We start from the raw sequence: 15,628 nt of genomic DNA, 5'->3' as shown, positions 1-15,628 counted from the left end.
CGCGTCAGCGACCCGTGAAGGGAGGTGTTCAGTCAGGAGTGACACCGGGCTGCTCGCCCGGGGTGGGCGCCACGTGGCGCAGGCCGCTGCGGTAAGCGCTGGCGGCGGCATCGCTGACGGCCGAGGAGACCCACGAGGGGACGCCGAGGTTCAGGCCGTCGAGGTGACCACCGGGGGCCGAGGAGCCACCCGGAGCGGTCGGAACGGACGGTGCGGCCGGAAGCTGCACCGGAACCAGCGGCGACGGCAGGTCGCGGTGCTTGTCACGGGACTCGCCCGCGGCACCGGTGCCGTCTTCGTGCTGGACACCCGTCGGCAGCACGAGCGCGGCTCGCGAAGCGGCGGGGAGCTGGACGGTCGAGACGGCGACCGCGTCCGTGGCCGGGGCGGCGACCGGGGTCGCCGGCTCCTGCTCGGCCGGGGCGAGCCCCGGGAGCTGGACCAGGTTTTCGTGGCCGGCCGGGTCGAGCAGCTGCCACACGTCGTGGGCGGCCGGCTCGGGGGTGAAGGCCTGCTCGAGGACCTGGCGGGTGTCCTGCGGCTTGCGGACGATGTGCTCGACCGCGCCGAGGGTGCGGTGCGCCGGGCTCACGACGGCCTGCTCGGTGAGTTCCGAGACCGAGTCGCGGACGCGCTCCGGCTCGCTCCACGCCGTGGCGGCCTGGGGCGAAGCGGCGACGTCGTCGGAGAAGCCGGCGACACCGTGGTTCACGTCGCCGAGGTCACCGGCCGTCGCGTCGGTCACCGGCACGACGGACGAGGTGCCCACCTCGACGGTGTCGGCGGACGCGGTGGCGGAGGAGACGAGCCACGCGGCGGCGGTGCCGGCCAGCGCGCCACCGAGCACGAACAGCGCACGCGTCACGAGCCGGCTCGAGCGCTTGGCGCCCTGCCCCTCGTTCGCCGCGGTGTTCGGCACCCGTTGTCTCCTCGTGTGTGTTCCGTGACCAATCGGCAACTTGTCGTTGCGGAAGCGACCTAACCAAACCCGGAAGCCGTCGCGCACCCTCGACACGACTTGATACCCCCATCGTGTGACGAACACAGCGTGTAGCCCGGGGTGACACTCGGCAATCATTCCTGGCAGTCCCACGAAACGGACACTCCAGCCAGTACGGTGAGCCGGTGAGCCACGCGCGACGCGAAACCCCGTTCCTGACGGAGCACGAAGACGTCACCAGCCTGATCCCGCGGGGCCTGCGCATCAGCGCGGCGCTCGCGTGGCGGTTCATCGTGGTGGTCGCCGCGCTGTACGCGGTCGTGTGGGTGATCGGCTACCTGTCGGTGGTCGTCATCCCGCTGTCGATCGCCCTGCTGGTGTCCGCGCTGCTGGCGCCGGCGGTGCAGAAGCTGGTCGCGGTGCGGTTCCCGCGCGGGCTGGCGACGGCGATCGTGCTGATCGCCGGGCTGGCCGTGCTGGGCGGGCTGCTGACGTTCGTCGTCACGCAGTTCTCCTCCGGCCTGCCGCAGCTGCAGCAGCAGGTGAACGCGAGCCTCGACCAGATCAAGAACTGGCTGCTCAACGGCCCGCCGCACCTGCGGCAGGAGCAGATCCAGGACTTCATCAACCAGGCGATCGGGTTCATCCAGAACAACCAGGCGTCCATCACGACGACCGCGCTGACCACGGCGAGCACCGTCGGCGAGATCCTCACCGGCTTCCTGCTGACGCTCTTCATCACGATCTTCTTCCTCAGCGGCGGGGACGGCATCTGGTCGTTCCTGGTCCGCGCCGCGCCGCGGCGGGTCCGCAACCGGGTCGACGTCGCCGGCCGCCGTGGGTTCGCCTCGCTGGTCAGCTACGTGCGAGCGACGGCCGCGGTGGCCGTGGTGGACGCCGTCGGCATCGGCATCGGCCTGTGGATCATGGGTGTGCCGCTGGTGATCCCGCTGGCGACGCTGGTCTTCATCGGCGCGTTCATCCCGATCATCGGCGCGGTCATCACCGGCGGGGTCGCGGTGCTCATCGCGCTCGTGACCAACGGGTTCATCGGCGCGGTGATCGTGCTGGCCATCGTGATCGGCGTGATGCAGCTGGAGAGCCACATCCTGCAGCCGCTGCTGCTCGGACGCGCGGTGAAGCTGCACCCGCTGGCCGTGGTCCTGGCCATCACCGCCGGCCTGGTCGCGGGCGGGATCGCCGGCGCGCTGCTGGCCGTGCCGCTGCTGGCCGTGCTGAACGCGGGCGTCCGGTCGCTGCTGCACGAGACCGACCCGGACCCGGCCGCGGTCGATGTCCTCAAGGACCAGGCCGCGCAGCCGAACGACGCGGCCCCCGGCGGCCCGAAGGCCGAAATCGCGACGCGCGGCGAGGACGAAGCCGACGCGTCGACGGCCGAACCGCCGAAGCGCGACCGCAAGCCGTGACCGTCCGGCGGGCCCCGGACCCGATCACGCCGCTGTGGCGCGGCGTGGTCGCGTTCCGCGTGCTCACCTGGGCGTTCGCCTGCGGCACGGTGATCGTGCAGCACGAGCACTACCGCCGCGAGTGGCTCGCCTGGACGCTGCTGGGCGTGATGGCCGTCTGGTCGGTCGTGATCAGCCTGCTGTACCTGCGCGAGCGGACCCGGCCGCCGTGGCTGGTCGTCGTGGACCTCGTCATCGGAACCGGGCTGCTGCTGACCTCGCCGCTGGTGCTGAGCGACGCGCAGTTCGCGCTGAACGTCCCGCTGATCACGACGGTCTGGGCGGCGGTGCCGCCGGTGGCCGCCGGCGCGCGCTTCGGCGCGGTGGGCGGGGTGCTCGCCGGGCTCGTCGTCGGCGTGGCGACCGGGCTGGCGCGGGAGAAGTTCGACCTCGACGTCGCCCGCGACGGCGTCCTGCTCGCCGCCGCCGGGCTGCTCGTCGGGATGGCGGCGACGCTGAGCCGGCAGGCCGCCGGCCGGCTGGAGCAGGCGCTGCGGAAGGAAGCGGCGACGGCCGAGCGGGAACGGCTGGCGAGGTCGATCCACGACAGCGTCCTGCAGGTGCTCGCCCGGGTCCGCAAGCGCGGCAACGAGGTCGGCGGCGAAGCGGCCGAGCTGGCCCGCCTCGCCGGCGAGCAGGAGATCGCGCTGCGCGCGCTGGTGACCACCGAGCCGCTGGCGCCGAACGACCGCGGCACGGCGAGCCTGCGGGCGGCGTTGCAGCTGCTCGCGACGTCGTCCGTGCAGGTCTCGACCCCCGCCGACGACGTCGAGCTGCCCGCGCACGTCACCGGTGAGCTGCTCGCCGTCACCCGCGAAGCGCTCGCGAACGTCGACAAGCACGCCGGCCCCGGCGCGCAGGCGTGGGTGCTGCTGGAAGACCTCGGCGACGAGGTCGTGGTCAGCATCCGCGACGACGGCCCCGGCATCGCCGACGGCGTCCTCGAGCGAGCGGCTTCGGCCGGGCACCTCGGCGTGGTGGAATCCATCCGGGGGAGGGTCCGCGACCTGGGCGGGAGCGCGTCCCTCGACACCGCGCCCGGCCGGGGCACGGAGTGGGAGGTCAGGGTGCCGAGCACAAGGGGTGCGAAATGATTTCCGTCATGGTGGTCGACGACCACCCGATCTGGCGCGACGGCGTGGCCCGCGACCTGACCGAGCACGGCTTCGACGTCCGCGCGACCGCGCCGGACGCCGACGCGGCGCTGCGGATCGCGCGGACCGTGCGCCCGGACGTCGTGCTGATGGACCTCAACCTCGGCAGCACCTCCGGCGTCGACGCCACCCGTGAGATCACCGCGGCGCTGCCGTCGACGAAGGTGCTGGTGCTGTCCGCGAGCGGCGAGCACAAGGACGTCTTGGAGGCGGTGAAGGCCGGCGCGTCCGGTTATCTGGTCAAGTCGGCGTCCGCGGCGGAGCTGGTGGACGCCGTGCACCGGACCGCCGCCGGCGACCCGGTGTTCACCGCGGGCCTGGCCGGGCTGGTGCTCGGCGAGTACCGGCGGATGGCCGACGCACCGGCGGAAGGGGCCGAGCCGCCGCGGCTCACCGAGCGCGAAACCGACGTCCTGCGCCTGGTCGCGAAGGGGCTGACGGCGCGCCAGATCGCCGAGCGGCTCGTGCTGTCGCACCGCACGGTGGAGAACCACGTGCAGTCGACGCTGCGGAAGCTGCAGCTGCACAACCGCGTCGAGCTGGCCCGGTACGCGATCGAACACGGCCTCGACGAGGAGTGACCCTCAGGGGAGCACGGCGAGGCCGCCCCAGTCGCCCTTCGGCAGGGCCGCCTTGCCCATCCGCCACGACGGCTCGCCCGGGTGCGTCGCGGCGAGGACGCCGTCGGCCAGGACGAGGTCGCCCTGGTCCGTCCAGTCGATCCCGCCGCCCCGCCCGAGGTGCTCGGTGATGAACGGCATCGCCGGGGTGTGTTCCCAGGTCAGCGTGTCCGGGTGGAGCAGCCAGATGTCCCGGGTCTGCGTGCTGGTGCCGCGGTAGGAGGGGTTCGGGAAGTCGGCGGCCCAGACGGCGCCGTCCCGCGACGGCACCACCGTGGGGGTCGACCCGACCGCCGGTCGGCTGAGCTGCTTGCGGGCGCCGGTCTCCAGGTCGACGAGGGTGAGCTCGACGAGGCCGTCGAGCAGCATCCGGTCCCCGGAGACGGCGAGGATGCGCGGCGCTTGCTGGACCGTGCGGCCGGTTTCCGGGTCGATGAGCGCGTCGGTCGACTCGGCGACCTCGGCGTTGATGGTGATCAGCAGGCCGTGCGCGCTTTCCCCGCGGACCAGGGTGCGGCAGCTGGCGGACTGGCCGTGCCCGGCCTCGCCGCCGGCGAGCGTGACGTGCTGCAGCCGGCAGTTGTCGGGCGAGTCCTGCCGGATGACCCACACCCCGGTGCCGTCGGCGTCCGGCGCGACCGACCACGCGCGGCCCAGCGGGCGCGGCGGTGTCGCCGGGCCGGTGTAGGCCAGGACTTCGAACGGCTCCTTGTTGTTCGCGTCCCTCGGCTGGGCGGTCAGCACCGCGGACTTGCCGACGCGGACGACGGCGAAGGCGACGTCACCGCCCGGATAACCCGGCGGTGTGCCCGCCGGACCGCCGTCGGAGTCGAAGACGGTCGGGCCCGAGGTGGGCAGCAGCGCGGTGACCCCGATGCCGCCGGTCGCCTGGACGCCCAGGAGCCCGTCCGGCAGCGACCGCGTGGTCGGCGGGGCGGTTGCCGAAGGCTCCGGTGGCGGCGGCGGTGGTGGCGCTTCGCCGGTGCACCCGGACAGCAGCAGGAGGGCCGCGCCGACGGCGGCGCCGCGGAATACGGGTCCGTTCAGGGTTTTCCCCCGATCTCCCTGGTGAGTTCCGGTTCTACCATCGTGACCATGGGCGAGGAAGAGACCAAGGCGGCGGAACCGGTGACCGAGACCAAGCCGTTGAGCGAGCGCGACCTCCGGGTCTCCGACGACGAGCGGGAGCACGTCGTCGGCGTGCTGCAGAAGGCGATCGGCCGCGGCATGATCGACCTCGACGAGTTCACCGAACGCACCGACCGCGCGCTCGCGTCGCGGACCCGCGGTGAGCTGAACGCCGTGCTGGCCGACCTCGCGGGCCTCTACCACCCGTCGGCGGCCGCCGCGGCCGCCCCGGCGTACGCGCCGCCGGCGGGCTACGGCGGTTACTCCTCGACCGGGCGCCGGTTCGAGCTCAACGCGAAGTACTCGTCGCTGGTCCGCAGCGGCCCATGGGTGGTGCCGCCCGAGATGGTCGTGCGGAACAAGTACGGCTCGACGAAGCTCGACTTCACCGAGGCCCAGGTCCAGTCGCCGGTGGTGCACATCGAGCTCGACGCCAAGTGGGGCTCGGTCGAGGTCATCATCCCGGAGCACGCGGCGGTCGACGTCAACTCGATCACCGACGTCAAGTTCGGCTCGCTCGAGGACAAGACGCGCAGCAACGGGCACCAGGGGAACCCGCGGTTCGTACTGAGCGGCCGGGTCCACGGCGGCTCGCTGGTCATCCGGCACCCCCGGCGGGGGTTGTTCGGCTAGCCGGGGCCCTCTGCCCCCGGCGTCAAGAAGGCCTCCCCACCCAGGCATCGGGTGGGGAGGCCTTCGCACGTCAGGCGGTCCGCAGGTTCCGCGCGACGAACCAGACGAGCACGGCGAACGCGGTCGCGGCGAGCGCGGCGACGACGTGCAGGCCGCTCGGCAGACCGTGCGCGCGGACGACGGCGTTGCCCAGCGTCCCGACGGTCGCGATGCCGAAGGCGTATCCGAACTCGTTGACGGTCTGCGCCAGCGACGCGGCGGCGCCGGCCTTGCGCTGCGGAACCGACCCGACCACGAGGTCGGTGCCGAGCGCGACCATCGGCCCGACGCCCAGCGACGTCACGGCGAACCCGAGCGCGGGCCACGCGGGTCCGCCGGCCGGGTCGACGAGGGCAAGGATCACCATGCCGGCGGCGGCGAGCGCGACCCCACCGGCGATCAGGACGTTCGGCTTCACCCGGCGCGCGAGCGCGGGCGCGGCGAGGAAGCTGACGGTGGAGGCGGCCATCCCGGGCAGCAGCCCCAGCGCCGCCCCGACCGGCGAGAGGTGCTGCGCGACCTGCAGGAACTGCGCGGTGAACAGCATCGTGGTGCCGCCGAGCATGCTGAACAGGAGCATCCCGCCGAGCGTGGTCCGGAAGGCCTTCGCGGCGAAGAGGCTGAAGTCGACCAGCGGGTCTTCCAGGGCGCGCTGCCGCTTCACGAAGACGTACCCGACAGCCAGCCCGGCAGCGAGCGCGACGAGGGGAACGAGGTGGAAGCCGTCGCGAGCCAGCTCCTTGACGCCGTAGACGGCGGGCAGGATCGCGCCGAGCGAGAGGCCGACGCTGGGCAGGTCGAGCCGGCCGGCGGTCTCGTCGCGGTACTCCGGGAGCAGCTTCGGGCCGATGACCAGCAGCAGGACCATGGCGGGCACCCCGAGCAGGAAGACCGAGCCCCACCAGAAGTGCTCGAGCAGGAAACCGCCGACCATCGGGCCGATGATGGCGCCGACGGTGAAGCAGCCGGCCCAGATGCCGATGGCCTGCGCGCGCTGCTGCGGGTTCTTGAAGAGGGTCCCGATCAGGGAGAGGGTCGACGGAGCGAGCGTCGCCCCGGCGATCCCGAGCACGGCCCGCGCGGCGATGAGCATGCCGGCGCTGGTGGAGAAGGCCGCGGCGACGGAGGCGACCCCGAAGGCGGCCGCCCCGATGAGCAGCAGCTTCCGGCGTCCGACGCGATCGCCGAGCGTCCCCATGGTGACCATGAACCCGGCGACCATGAAGCCGTAGGTGTCCATGATCCACAGCTGCTGCGTGCCATCGGCGTGCAGTGCGGCGGCGAGCCTGGGCAGGGCGAGAACGAGGACGAAGACGTCCAGCGAGACGAGCAGGGTCGGCAGGGCCAGCACGGCAAGGCCGACCCATTCCCGGCGCCCGGCCCTCTCCACGGCCGGCCCGGCAGCGGCTCGGGCTTCGATGGTGGCGGTCATGACGGCGTCCCCTCGGCTCGGTGGTCTTTGGTGCTCACCACTGCGTCGAGCGGGACGGCGCTGGATCGACAGTCTCCGTCGCCGAGTTTCCGTGAAGGCCACCACGGATGTCTCGTGGTGGCCTTCACGGGGCGGGTTGTCCACACCCCTCGGTCAATGTGGACAACTGCGCCTGGTCAGGGTCGCACAGATCAGCACCGTCGGTGATCACCGATAGACTGAAAGTGGGGGGCACCCCTGCGGGTGGGGTCGGTTGATTGGTTGGCAGGCGGGCCTGCCGCGGTCCGCATCCTTCGGGACCAGGCCCTACCGCGGGGCCTCGGCACCTTTCGCGACCGGGCCTTCCGCTGGCCCGCCGCGCTTCGGCTTCGCGACCATGCCTGCCGCGGGCCCGGCACCCTTCGCAACCAGGCCCTGCGTGACTTCGACCGGCGCCTTATCGTCGCGCCGGTCGAAGTCGGGTCAGGGACGCGCCGCCGTGCGGGCCGCCGTCGGGTCCGACGTGGCCAGTACCGCTTCGGCCACCGCCTGGCACTCCGCCAGCGTGACGCTCGCCAGGCTCGCGCCCACCGTGCGGACCGCCGGGGCGTTCATCGAGAGGCTCGTCAGGCCCAGGCCGGCCAGGACCAGCGCCAGCCGCGGGTCCGCCGCCGCTTCGCCGCAGACGCCCGCCGGCTTGCCCGTGGCCTGGGCCGCGTCGCCGATGAGCTTGAGCAGGCGCAGCAGTGCCGGCTGCCACGGGTCGTTGAGCTTCGCGACCGCGCCCAGCTGACGGTCGGCCGCGAACGTGTACTGGGCCAGGTCGTTCGTGCCCACCGAGACGAAGTCCACCGCTTCGAGGATCTCGCGGGCGCTCAGCGCCGCGGCCGGGATCTCGATCATCACGCCCGCCCGGGCGATGCCCGCCGCGCGGACGCGGTCGGCGAACCACGCCGCTTCCTCGACCGTCGCGACCATCGGGGCCATCACCGAGACCTCGGCGCCGGAGTCTTCCGCCGCGCCCGCGATGGCTTCGAGCTGACGGTCGAGCACCTCGGGGCGGTCGAACGCCACGCGCAGCCCGCGGACGCCGAGCGCCGGGTTCGGCTCGACGTCCGGGGAGAGGAAGGCGAGCGGCTTGTCGGCGCCCGCGTCCAGGGTCCGGACGATCACCGGCTTGCCGCGGAACGGCGAGAGCACCGCCGTGTACGCCGCGCGCTGGTCGGCCACCGACGGCTCGTCCGAGGCGTCGAGGTAGCAGAACTCCGTGCGGAACAGGCCGACTCCCTCGGCGCCCGCGTCGGCCGCGGCCTGCGCGTCGGCCGGGGAGCCGACGTTGCCGTAGACCTTCACGCGGTGGCCGTCGGACGTCGCGCCCGTGCCGTTCCACTCCGCGAGCTGCGCCACCGTCGCCGTGACGACCGGGGCCGACGGGTCCGCGATCTCGACGACACCCGTGTCGCCGTCGACCGCAAGCGCTTGCGCGTCCCACGCGAGCAGCCCGCGCACCGCGACGACCGCCGGGATGCCGAGCGCACGCGCCAGGATCGCCGTGTGGCTGGTCGGGCCGCCTTCTTCGGTGACGAGGGCGAGCACCTTGGCCGGGTCGAGGCCTGCCGTGTCGGCCGGCGCGAGGTCGCGCGCGACCAGCACGCTCGGCGACGCCAGCTCGGGCACCCCGGGCGGCGCGATGCCGAGCAGCTCGGCGATCAGCCGGTCACGCACGTCCCGCACGTCGCGGACGCGCTCGGCCATGTACCCACCCGCGGCGGCCAGCGCTTCCGCGAAGCCTTCCGCGGACTGGTAGACGGCGCGCGCGGCGGGCAGTCCCTGCGTCTTCACCAGCTGTTCCGCCTGCGAGGCGAGCGCCGGGTCGGCGGCCATCGCGGCGGTCGTGATCAGGATCGTCGCGGCCTCACCGGTCGCGGTCTCGGCCTGCTTCTCCAGCCGGCCGGCGACGATCGCCGCCGCGGGGGCGATCCGGGCGGCCTCGGCCGCCGGGTCGGCCGGGGCCGGGGTGGCGGCGGGCTCGCCGAGCGGCTCCGCGACGTGGACGACGGGACCACTCGCGCGGCCGGGGCTGACGGCGACCCCGGACAGCGACTCCGGCGACGGGCGTCCCTCGGCGGAGACGGCAGCAAGCTCAGACGGCATGGTCTAGACCATAGCTCAGATAGGTCTGGATATCTCGTGGTGGCGGGCACAAGCCGCGCCGACGTACCTGTTCGAGCACCGGCCGGACCTCCTCGTGCCACCAGGCTTCGGCCAGCTCGTCGCGGCTGGACACCGGCCGTCCGGCCAGCATACGGCGGAAACCCCAGGCCTCGGCGCTGTCGGCGAGCCGGAACCAGTCGGCCGGGTCGTCCAGCCACAGCCCGAGGCGGACGTCGTCCGGCAGCGGGACACGCTCGAGGAACATCCGCTCGGCCGACTTCGACGGCAGGTCGGCGAGCGTCAGGCAGCGCAGCGCGCACGCGACCGTGCTGATCCAGCGGACCCGCGCGGGAATGGTCCGGGCGCCGCGGGCGCGGGCGATGGCGACGCGGTGGTGGCCGTCCTCGACGAAGAACATGTCGGACAGCCGCACGAGCCGCACCGGCGGGAGGTCCGCCGACGTCCGTGTCAGGTGGTCCCAGCGGTCGCGCAGCGCCCGGTTGCGCGGCCGGAACTCACGGTCGAAGTCGCCGGCGCGAGCGACCGTCCCGACCACGCCCTCCAGCGGGACGTCGTAGACGCCTTCGTCGACCTCGGTCTGCTTGCCGAGCGCCTTCAGGGTCTCGTCGAGGGGCATGATCGCGAGGTGGTCGGGTCGCCGCGCCTCCGCGATCGCCCTCAGCTGAGCGGCGTAGCCGCGCCACCAGGCCGAACCGAACGAATCGCCCATGTGACGTCCAACACGGGCCGCCGCGTGATCATTCCCCCAGGTCGGCGGCCGTCGGGTAGGACGGCTGCGCACCGTGCCGCGTCACGCTGAAGGCCGCGACGCGCACCGCGCGCCGCGCCGCGGTGACCAGGTCGGCGCCGTCGGCGAGGGACGCCGCGAGCGCGCCGGCGAAGGCGTCCCCGGCCCCGGTGGTGTCGACGGCCTCGACCTTCGGCGACGCGACTTCGGTGGCTTCGCCGGCTTCGACGACCACCACACCGGCGGCGCCCAGCGTGACAACGGCGGCGTGCGGACCGAGGTCGAGCAGCTTCCGGAAGTCCGCGCCGGGCCCGGTCAGCCACGCGGCCTCGTGCTCGTTGACCAGCAGGACGTCGAGCTTGGCCAGCGTCTCCGGCGAGAGCTTCGCCGCGGGGGACAGGTTCAACAGCACCTTGACGCCGTTCTCCGCGGCCCGCGCGACGGCGTGCTCGACCGCCGGCAGCGGCACCTCGAGCGAGGCGACCATGACCCGCACCCCCTCGAAGACGGTGTCGACGTCGCCGGGCTCCAGGGTCGAGTTGGCGCCGGGCGAGACGAGGATCGAGTTCTCGCCGTCCGGCGTGACGGTGATGTAGGCGATGCCGGTCGGCCGGTCACTGGTCCGGACCAGACCGGTGTCCACCCCCGCGGCGCGCAGCGAGTCGAGCAGCAGCCTGCCGTAGGAGTCGTCGCCGACCGCGCCGAGGAGCGCGACGTCCGCGCCGAGCCGGCCCGCGGCGACCGCCGTGTTGGCGCCCTTGCCGCCCGGCGAGAGCACGGTGTCGCCGCCCAGCACGGTCTCGCCGCCGCCCGGCCGGCGGTCCACCGCGACCACGAGGTCGGCATTGGCGGATCCCACAACGAGTACGTCGGAGTTCATCCCCGCACTGTGCCACGAACCCGGTCCGGGCCAGGTCAGCCCGGGCGGCCGGGAGGAAAGTGAAGGTTTTTGTAACTTATCCGGGGCTGAGTGCGACAATCATGCGAGCAGCGGACACCCGTCACTCGATCGGGGGATGTCCTTCCTCCGGTCGTCACTTCACGGACCGGTCCCGCTCTCCAGGTGCGTCATCACGGAGACGTGGTGACGTTGCCCCAACCGGCGCGAGCCGGGCCGGGCATCGGGTCGCCGGCGCCGATCACGTAGCCCCCCGAGTGATCGGCGTCGGCGGCGCCCCGCCCCGCCCGACGGTCAGCACGACGTCGCGGGGAAGCAGGGCGGGCGCGCACTCGCCGAACTTGCGCGCGGCCGCCGGGCTCAGCGCCCGCGGCAGCCGGTACCAGCCGTCGTCCACGGCGAGCGCTTCGAAGTCGCCGTGGCGCAACGGGAAATCGAGATCGACCGGCCGGAGCTCCAGCTGACCGTTCGTGAGCAGCCGGAGTTCGGCGACTTCGCGCCAGTTCAGTTCGAGCTTCCGGTAGTACGTCTTCCACCGGAAGCCCACGTTCGAAAGCCGCAGGTCGGTCCGGAGCTTGCGCGTGGTGGTGTTCATGTGGAAGGCGTGAGTCACGGCGGCGAGCACGATGACCGCGCCGAGCAGGATCCGGAAGACGGTGTGCAGGAAACCGGCCGGGCCGAACTCGGCTGCCACGTACGCCCCGATGCCGAGCAGGACCATGGCGGAGTCGAAGAACCACACCTTCCGGCGGTCCCACCCGTTGACGTGGATGCTCACGTGGTCGAGCTCGGGCACGGTCGCCGGCCCGAACCCGGCGACCGGCGCCGGCTGGGGTGGCGGTTCGCGCAACACCGGCGTGACCGTCCGTTCGGCCACTCCGACGTGCTTCGCGGCGATCTCTCGGACGCGTTCGGCTTCGGAGACCGACAGCGTCATCCCGGCTACCAGGTACTGGCCCCCGCTCACCGGGGCCAGCCCTCGCTGCTCCCGGAACCGGGCATCGGCCGGCTCGAGAACAACCCGGAAGGAGTGTTCCCGGCCCGGCTCGGCCGGCACGGCGACGGCGGCCAGTTCGTCCCAGCGCACCGCCCAGACGACACCGCCGACGATGCGCGTGATCCCCGAGGCGTCCAGGACCAGCTCGTTGACAACGGGTTTGCGCAGCGAGCGGACGACCAAGATGAGGCCGAGCAGCCCGAAACCGCCGCCGAAAACCCAGCCCACGGCGCCCGGACTCCGCGTCGAAGCGAGCGTCAGCCAAACGAACCCGCCGGCAACGAGGAGCAGCACCCCGGCGAGGACCCAGTGGGGTCCGTCAGTTCGCGACAAGACGAGACGGTCGCTGCGCGGCGCGGTCATTCGATCGAACCCGAAATCCGGCCGGCCTTCCAGCGGATGATGGTGCGCTTGACGGCGCGCACGATCCCCAGCCCACCACGGCGGATCTCCCGAGCGGGCCACTCGACCCGGCCGGGGTGGTACCGCTCGAACGCCCCGGCCAGTCGCCGGGCCTCGTCCGCGGGTAGCGCCGGGGACAGCAGGAAGCCGCGCGGTGAGCGGGTGCGGAACCCGGGCAGGAGCCGGAATTCGCGGCCGCCGCCGGTCAGGGAGAGGTGGCAGGCGACGTCGCTGCCGATCACGCGCTCTTCGAGGACGAGCCGGTCGATCGACGACCACGGGACAACGGCCGGCGGGCGGTCTTCGCGCGGCTGCCGGACGCCGTCTTCCGCCACGGAGATCTCGACGACCTCCGGCGACACCAGCCGTCGATGGGCGTAGGGCACCAAGGCGAGCACGACCAGCCCGATCGGCGCGAACACCCCGGCGAAGAACCAGCCGATGGCCCCGACGTCGCCGAGCCCGCGCATCGCGACGACCATCGTCACCGAAGCGGCGACCAGCGCGAGCCCGCCGACCAGCACCACCACCGCGCCCGGCCGCGCGGCGCGCCTGCGCTCGGTGTCGGCGGCCACCGGGACGCGGACCCGGACCGGCGAGCCGGGCTCGTCCGGTGGGCGGGGCCCCGGACCGGGCTGGAACGCGATCCAGCCGAGGACCCGGAGCCAGCCGAGCTTCGTCACGACCGCCCCCGCCGCCCCGAGGACGACCGCGCCGAGCGCGCCCAGGAAGCCGTACGGGTGGTCGACGGCGCGCCGCCAGATCTTGTGGTCCTTCACGGCCTTGACCAGGTGACCGGCGTCGTCGGCCGGAGTCAGCTCGTCCGGGCCGAACTTGTCGGTCGTCTGCGTGCCGTCGGGGTTGAAGATGCGGGCATAACACTCCCAGTAGTAACCGGCGCCCTTCAACGACAGCGGCCCGTGCCGTTTGCACGCCCCGGCGAAGTCGCCGGCGCGGGCGACCACATCGCTGCCGCTGCCGGGGCGCTCGGTGCTGCTGACCGGGGCGTCGACGAGCCGGACCAGGGTCAGGCCGCCGATGCCGAAGATGATCAGCAACACGTATGCCAGCACGCCCCGGACCACGATCTTCGTCACCCGCCAGACCCGCGAAGGCGGTCTCGCGACGACGCCGGTCACTCGATCGAGCCGGAGATCCGCTGGGCACCGGGCCGGCCGGAAAAGGGCTGCCCGTCGTCGTCCGCGGTCACCGGCCCGGACCGCGGGACCTGGTCGACCGGGTAGTTCGACGAGTGGTCCTCCGGGACGATCGACGTTTCGTCACGGTCGTGCTGATCTTCCCCGGCGGTCTGCCCGGGCAAGGTCGCCAGCTGCTCGAAGGCCTTCATGCCGGCCTCCTGCCCGGCGGCCTTCGCGAACCCCTCGAACATCTCCTTGCCCGCGGTCCCGACCGCACTGACCACCCGGCTGAAGAAGTCTCCGAGAGAACGGAGGAACTCCTTGGCGTGGGCGAAGGCGCGAGCCAGCCTGCCGCACTGCTCGACCATCTTGCCGCCCTGCTTGACCGCGTACGGCACGCCCTCGGCGGCCAGCGCCGCCGGATAGCCCGGCGGCGGGGTGCGGCACAGGATCATGATGATCTTCGCGAGCGTGTCCGTGATCAGGTCGCGGATCAGGGTCCGGACGACGTCCAGGATCGTCTTGCACATCGCGATGACCTGCGCGACTCTCGTCGCGGAATCCGACAGGGCCGCGTACGCGTCCAGCTGCTTCTGGACGTACACGCGGTACTGGTCGGCCACCTTGCCCTTCCAGTCGAGGCAGTTCTTCCGCACCTCGGCGGTCAGCTGCTCGGCGGTCTTCTGGACGTGCTCGCCGATCACCTCCCACTTCTTGCCCTCCAGGTCGAGGGCGTCCTGGTCACCGGTGACCCAGTCCAGCGGCTCCTTCAGGAAGTCGACGTGCTCGATCACCCAGCCCAGGCCCCAGCTGATCAGCGTCTCGAACGGGTTCCCGTCCTTGAGCATGTCCTTCACGCCCAGGCCGGCGTTCGCGAGGCTGAACAGCCCCTCGGTCCAGTCCCCGTGCAGGGCCTTTTCGAGGCCGCCGTAGTAGTCCTGAAGCGCGCCGGCGCCTTCGAGGGCGCTGTCGACCACGTACTTCTCGGAATCCGTTTGACCTTTGGCCTCGGTCATCATGGGGCTGTCAGCCATTTCCGCCTCCCGAAGCCCGGTTCACGAGTGCCGAGGCCGATTCTTCGTCCACCCGGCGCTGCTTCGCCCATTTGCGGACGGCTTCCACGTGGTAGTCGGCGCCGTCGACCGCGGCCTGGAGCGTGTCCGTCGCCTGCCCGGACACGTGGCCGCACCAGGTGCTCAGCTGGCACAGCTGCCCGATCAGGCCGAACGCGTCCGGCCCGGCCGGCTGGTCGTGGGCGAGCGCCAACGCCTGCTTGAGGACGTCGAACGTCGCTTCCATCTGCTTGGCGTGCTCGTCGATCGCCTCGGGGTTCTCGTCGAACCCCGGACCGCTCTGCCCGGCCATCTTTCCCTCCCCGTTCCGCGGCTCAGCGCAGGTAGTCGCCTTCGCCGAAGTAGTCGTCGTCCGTGCCGTCGTCCGCCGACGGGCGGGCCGGGCGCGGCGGCTCGGGAACGGGCGGCGCGGGTGGCTCCTCTTCCGCGATGAACCGGGCGCCGTCGTCAGCGGTCTCACGACCTCCCTCGGGCGCCGGCTCCGGGTACTCGCGGTGCAGCTGGTCGACGAGTTCGGTCATCGTCTCGGTGCCCGCCAGCGAGGGGACGGCCGACTGGACCGCCGTCGCCAGCCTGCTCTGCGCGGCCTGGACCGTTCGCAGGATCTGGTCGGCCAGGTTCGGCTTGTCGCGCACGGCGTGGCCGATTTCGAGGCCGACCAGGTTGCCCAGGTGGTTGACCTTGACCGCGATCTGGCCGTCCTTGCTGCGTTCCGCCACCGAGACGGTCGCCATCTCGGTGCGCATCCGATCAGCCTTCTGCTGCGCCTCGGCCATCCTGGCTTCGAAGCCGGCGAAGAGCTGTTCAGGGTTCGTCACGCGAACCT

Annotated in this window: 15 protein-coding genes; 4 read left to right on the top strand and 11 right to left on the bottom strand. The window is 72.6% G+C overall.

The window, feature by feature from the left end:
- Positions 1–28: 28 nt before the first annotated feature.
- The gene (locus tag ACZ63E_RS01105; RefSeq protein ID WP_465333343.1) at positions 29–919 is read right to left on the bottom strand and encodes a hypothetical protein; all 891 of its coding nucleotides are present in this window, start codon (positions 917–919) and stop codon (positions 29–31) included.
- Between the two features lie 206 nt (positions 920–1,125).
- Between ACZ63E_RS01105 and ACZ63E_RS01100 the strand changes: the two genes are divergently transcribed.
- From ACZ63E_RS01100 to ACZ63E_RS01090, 3 genes are read left to right on the top strand one after another with little or no spacing between them, the layout of a single operon-like run.
- Positions 1,126–2,367, top strand: coding sequence for an AI-2E family transporter (locus ACZ63E_RS01100; RefSeq protein WP_465333342.1), 1,242 nt, complete (start codon positions 1,126–1,128; stop codon positions 2,365–2,367).
- Positions 2,364–3,500, top strand: coding sequence for a MacS family sensor histidine kinase (gene macS, locus ACZ63E_RS01095; RefSeq protein ID WP_465333341.1), 1,137 nt, complete (start codon positions 2,364–2,366; stop codon positions 3,498–3,500). The genes ACZ63E_RS01100 and macS overlap by 4 nt, the downstream gene beginning before the upstream one ends.
- A complete protein-coding gene (locus ACZ63E_RS01090) occupies positions 3,497–4,141 on the top strand; it encodes a response regulator (protein ID WP_465333340.1) in 645 nt (214 codons plus the stop codon). Before macS ends, ACZ63E_RS01090 begins: the two co-directional genes overlap by 4 nt.
- Before the next feature lie 3 nt (positions 4,142–4,144).
- Here the strand turns inward: ACZ63E_RS01090 and ACZ63E_RS01085 are convergent, their stop codons facing one another.
- Positions 4,145–4,924: a hypothetical protein gene (locus ACZ63E_RS01085; RefSeq protein WP_465333338.1), complete on the bottom strand. Its 780-nt coding sequence runs from the start codon at positions 4,922–4,924 to the stop codon at positions 4,145–4,147.
- Positions 4,925–5,275: 351 nt separating this feature from the next.
- Here ACZ63E_RS01085 and ACZ63E_RS01080 point away from each other — a divergent pair, with 351 nt between their 5' ends.
- Positions 5,276–5,941 carry a DUF1707 SHOCT-like domain-containing protein gene (locus tag ACZ63E_RS01080; RefSeq protein ID WP_465333337.1) on the top strand — a complete coding sequence of 222 codons (666 nt, stop codon included), beginning with the start codon at positions 5,276–5,278 and terminating at the stop codon, positions 5,939–5,941.
- A 70-nt stretch (positions 5,942–6,011) separates the two neighbouring features.
- Here the strand turns inward: ACZ63E_RS01080 and ACZ63E_RS01075 are convergent, their stop codons facing one another.
- The 9 genes from ACZ63E_RS01075 to ACZ63E_RS01035 form a co-directional block, all read right to left on the bottom strand.
- On the bottom strand, positions 6,012–7,412 hold the full coding sequence (locus ACZ63E_RS01075; protein WP_465333335.1) for an MFS transporter: 1,401 nt from the start codon (positions 7,410–7,412) through the stop codon (positions 6,012–6,014).
- Positions 7,413–7,874: 462 nt separating this feature from the next.
- Positions 7,875–9,545, bottom strand: a complete 1,671-nt coding sequence (gene ptsP / locus ACZ63E_RS01070; protein ID WP_465333334.1) for a phosphoenolpyruvate--protein phosphotransferase — start codon at positions 9,543–9,545, stop codon at positions 7,875–7,877.
- A complete protein-coding gene (locus ACZ63E_RS01065) occupies positions 9,535–10,275 on the bottom strand; it encodes a hypothetical protein (protein WP_465333333.1) in 741 nt (246 codons plus the stop codon). Before ACZ63E_RS01065 ends, ptsP begins: the two co-directional genes overlap by 11 nt.
- Positions 10,276–10,303: 28 nt before the next feature.
- Entirely contained in the window at positions 10,304–11,173 is an 870-nt protein-coding gene (locus ACZ63E_RS01060; RefSeq protein WP_465333332.1) for a ribokinase, read from the bottom strand.
- Between the two features lie 259 nt (positions 11,174–11,432).
- A complete protein-coding gene (locus ACZ63E_RS01055) occupies positions 11,433–12,521 on the bottom strand; it encodes a hypothetical protein (protein ID WP_465333330.1) in 1,089 nt (362 codons plus the stop codon).
- Between the two features lie 26 nt (positions 12,522–12,547).
- Complete coding sequence (locus ACZ63E_RS01050; RefSeq protein WP_465333328.1) at positions 12,548–13,687, bottom strand: DUF6346 domain-containing protein; 1,140 nt, start codon at positions 13,685–13,687, stop codon at positions 12,548–12,550.
- 38 nt (positions 13,688–13,725) lie between these two features.
- Positions 13,726–14,763 (bottom strand): hypothetical protein, encoded by a 1,038-nt coding sequence (locus ACZ63E_RS01045; RefSeq protein WP_465333326.1) that lies wholly within the window; start codon positions 14,761–14,763, stop codon positions 13,726–13,728.
- Positions 14,756–15,094, bottom strand: coding sequence for a hypothetical protein (locus tag ACZ63E_RS01040; RefSeq protein WP_465306583.1), 339 nt, complete (start codon positions 15,092–15,094; stop codon positions 14,756–14,758). Before ACZ63E_RS01040 ends, ACZ63E_RS01045 begins: the two co-directional genes overlap by 8 nt.
- Before the next feature lie 22 nt (positions 15,095–15,116).
- A complete protein-coding gene (locus ACZ63E_RS01035) occupies positions 15,117–15,620 on the bottom strand; it encodes a YbaB/EbfC family nucleoid-associated protein (RefSeq protein WP_465306581.1) in 504 nt (167 codons plus the stop codon).
- Positions 15,621–15,628 lie beyond the last annotated feature (8 nt).

Source organism: Amycolatopsis sp. NPDC104819 (assembly GCF_055583145.1).
Note: the sequence above shows the minus strand (reverse complement) of the source record. Positions and strands in the feature narration are given on the sequence as shown.

Excerpts from the sequence above, each read along its gene's own strand:
- ACZ63E_RS01065 (WP_465333333.1), bottom strand. The coding sequence starts at position 10,275 with ATGGGCGATTCGTTCGGTTCGGCCTGGTGGCGCGGCTACGCCGCTCAG.
- ACZ63E_RS01040 (WP_465306583.1), bottom strand. The coding sequence starts at position 15,094 with ATGGCCGGGCAGAGCGGTCCGGGGTTCGACGAGAACCCCGAGGCGATC.
- ACZ63E_RS01045 (WP_465333326.1), bottom strand. The coding sequence starts at position 14,763 with ATGGCTGACAGCCCCATGATGACCGAGGCCAAAGGTCAAACGGATTCC.
- ptsP (WP_465333334.1), bottom strand. The coding sequence starts at position 9,545 with ATGCCGTCTGAGCTTGCTGCCGTCTCCGCCGAGGGACGCCCGTCGCCG.
- ACZ63E_RS01060 (WP_465333332.1), bottom strand. The coding sequence starts at position 11,173 with ATGAACTCCGACGTACTCGTTGTGGGATCCGCCAATGCCGACCTCGTG.
- ACZ63E_RS01080 (WP_465333337.1), top strand. The coding sequence starts at position 5,276 with ATGGGCGAGGAAGAGACCAAGGCGGCGGAACCGGTGACCGAGACCAAG.
- ACZ63E_RS01075 (WP_465333335.1), bottom strand. The coding sequence starts at position 7,412 with ATGACCGCCACCATCGAAGCCCGAGCCGCTGCCGGGCCGGCCGTGGAG.
- ACZ63E_RS01090 (WP_465333340.1), top strand. The coding sequence starts at position 3,497 with ATGATTTCCGTCATGGTGGTCGACGACCACCCGATCTGGCGCGACGGC.